General features: G+C 30.9%; 3 protein-coding genes and 1 pseudogene. All 4 read right to left on the bottom strand.

Annotated elements, in window-relative coordinates; all coding sequences use genetic code 11:
• Positions 1–380: 380 nt before the first annotated feature.
• Positions 381–707 carry a hypothetical protein gene (locus tag B2P65_RS16255; protein WP_346880516.1) on the bottom strand — a complete coding sequence of 109 codons (327 nt, stop codon included), beginning with the start codon at positions 705–707 and terminating at the stop codon, positions 381–383.
• Positions 708–735: 28 nt separating this feature from the next.
• Positions 736–1,083: a hypothetical protein gene (locus B2P65_RS16250; RefSeq protein ID WP_346880515.1), complete on the bottom strand. Its 348-nt coding sequence runs from the start codon at positions 1,081–1,083 to the stop codon at positions 736–738.
• A 94-nt stretch (positions 1,084–1,177) separates the two neighbouring features.
• Positions 1,178–1,525: a hypothetical protein gene (locus tag B2P65_RS16245; protein ID WP_346880514.1), complete on the bottom strand. Its 348-nt coding sequence runs from the start codon at positions 1,523–1,525 to the stop codon at positions 1,178–1,180.
• 590 nt (positions 1,526–2,115) lie between these two features.
• Positions 2,116–2,536: pseudogene (locus B2P65_RS18095) on the bottom strand (RHS repeat-associated core domain-containing protein); the annotation flags it as partial.
• Between the last annotated feature and the right edge of the window lie 28 nt (positions 2,537–2,564).

The following is a 2,564-nucleotide window of genomic DNA, read 5'->3' as shown; positions in this document are numbered from 1 at the left end:
ACAAGGCCTTTATCTCCATAGTTATATAAAATTTTATCTCATGGCTAGTACCCCTAGATGACGATTTCTAACCTTCTGTGAGAGAAACTCATCCTCCCCATAAGCTAAGAACTCTGTTACTCTCATTACTTCCATATAATTATTTCTTCATATACTACATTATTTCCTTCTATTGATATTAGAGTTCTTTCACCTTCACATTTAAACATATATCAATTGTAGATTGTTACTTTTTATATTAGACTTATCATTAAAAGCCAGTAAAGTGAACAACTCACTACTACTGACTTTTAATAATTCTTTATTAAATTACAATTATAATTTAATCTTAATAATGATAAATGTTACTCCTTATGATGCATTCTTTATCACTCTGTCTATCATTTTCTATATTTAGGTGCAATTTTTATTATTATAGGCATAATAATAAATATCAATATTACTCCAGTTCCTACAATATACCCATTTTCTAACCATACACCAATAACTGCAATTATACCTGGTAGCATTATACCTAATAATAGTAATGCTATAACATACTCTTTCATACATAGCATAAATAATATAATACCTATTCCAATTATAACTGATATTCCTCCAATCATTATTCTTGCATCATTTCCATATCTTTCAGATAAAACTCTACTAATTAGTACACTAAAAAGACCTACTGATGCACCTATCTTTAGAGTATTCTTTTTCTTCATTTTACTTACCTCCCATAGATATTATCTTTTATTTTAGTTGCCCCCAATCTATGGCTACACCAACTGCAGTTACGGCTACAAATGTTCCTACACCTATAGCTGCAGTTGCCCAAATTGGAGTACTTGCTGTTATTAGTAATGCACCTTCTACTGGAATTAATGTTCCTCCATGTCTCCAAGCTTGCCTATTGACACAATATTCAATATAATCTGGAATTTCTTTTAACCCATCACCAAAGCTACCTTCTAGAGCTCCTATACTTCCACCAATAGCATCCGCATTTAAGAATCTTCCCAACTCAGGATTATAATATCTTGATTGTACATTCATTATTTCTTCACGAAATGATCTTTTTCCTTCTATATAATTTACCAACTATCAATACCATATAGAAAGAAAAAGTGATAGTTATTCCGCTTGATTGGAACAACTATCACCTTCTTAAGTATTTACCTTTCAATTTTAAAAATTATTTATTCTTGTTTTTTACATATAGTTTTAAAAATACATACATTACTATTAAGACAATAATAATTAACACAGTTCCTATAATAACTAAGTTTGTATTTTCAGTATATAAGCCCATGGTAATAATTATACCTGGTATAACGGCACATAAACATGCTAATGACAATATATAATATCTTTTTATTAATAAGTATGAGATACCTATTAAAATTATCAAAACTGTTGCTACACATACTATTGCAAAAACTCTATTTTTCACTTTACTACCATATCTATTATATAATATATTTCCTATTATCGTTACCAATATTGGTATAATAATACATAACCATTTTGTATTTTCTTTCAATATTACTACCTCCCATAATGATTACTCTTCATCTTATCTGCTACTATATTTATACCTACCGATGCCAAAAATCCAACTCCTACACCTATTCCTGTAACTATAGCTGCTGGCGCTGCTACTAACCCAAATGCTCCAATGGCATAAGTAGCTAAACTACTAGATAAAATACCTGCTCCAATACCTAACGCTGTAGCTCCTAATTCTACCCCAGCGCCATATATTTCACCTTTACATATGCTATTAATAGTTTGAATAGAAGTTATTCCTAGTGTTACTGCTCCTACACCTTTTAATCCATTAAGGGCTTTACCCCCTCCGTTTAACTTAAGTTTATATATATAATTACTTGGATTGTATGTCCACTCTCTATACTTACTAAATGTACCTAGCTTAGAAGCTATTTTGCTACCAATTACAGAATCGGCAACTGCTGTAACCGCAGACAATATAAACCCGGAACTTGATTTAGATTTACTTGTACTTATAGAACCCAGCTTATTACTAATTGCTGGAGCAGCTTTTGCCATAGCCTTATATGAAGCTTTTCTCATTGCAGCTGTTTCTTCTCCTTGAGTATATATAGGTCTAAATCCATTAGGGTCTTTAGCATTTACAGGATTATTATTGCAATAGGCAAAAGTATTATGTGATAATAATTCACCTACATTTCCACCAATAGTATCCGCATTTAAAAATCTTCCCCACTCAGGGTTATAATATCTTGATTGTAAGTAGTAATATCCAGTCTCTGTATCATATCTATATCCTCTATATCTATAAGGATTCTTTTCTCCTAATGCCTTAAGTGACACTCCGAATTTTAATTTGGTTAGTGGAACTTACTCATTTGAATGAATATGAAAAGGAGTTTCCTTTTTAATCTATAGATATTAACTTACCCTAAGTATCATAGGTATATGAAATAACTTGAGTTCCATTAGAATCTATTATTCCTATAATATCACTTTGAGCATTCCTAATGTAGAAATATTCTTCAATATCATTTAGCACGAAGCCCACAAGGCCTTTATCTCCATAG

Origin of the sequence: Clostridium sp. UBA3061 (assembly GCF_002367465.1) — a bacterium.
GTDB lineage: Bacteria > Bacillota > Clostridia > Clostridiales > Clostridiaceae > Clostridium_J > Clostridium_J sulfidigenes.
Note: the sequence above shows the minus strand (reverse complement) of the source record. Positions and strands in the feature narration are given on the sequence as shown.

Coding starts and splice junctions, on each gene's coding strand:
- B2P65_RS16255 (WP_346880516.1), bottom strand. CDS start 707: ATGAAGAAAAAGAATACTCTAAAGATAGGTGCATCAGTAGGTCTTTTT.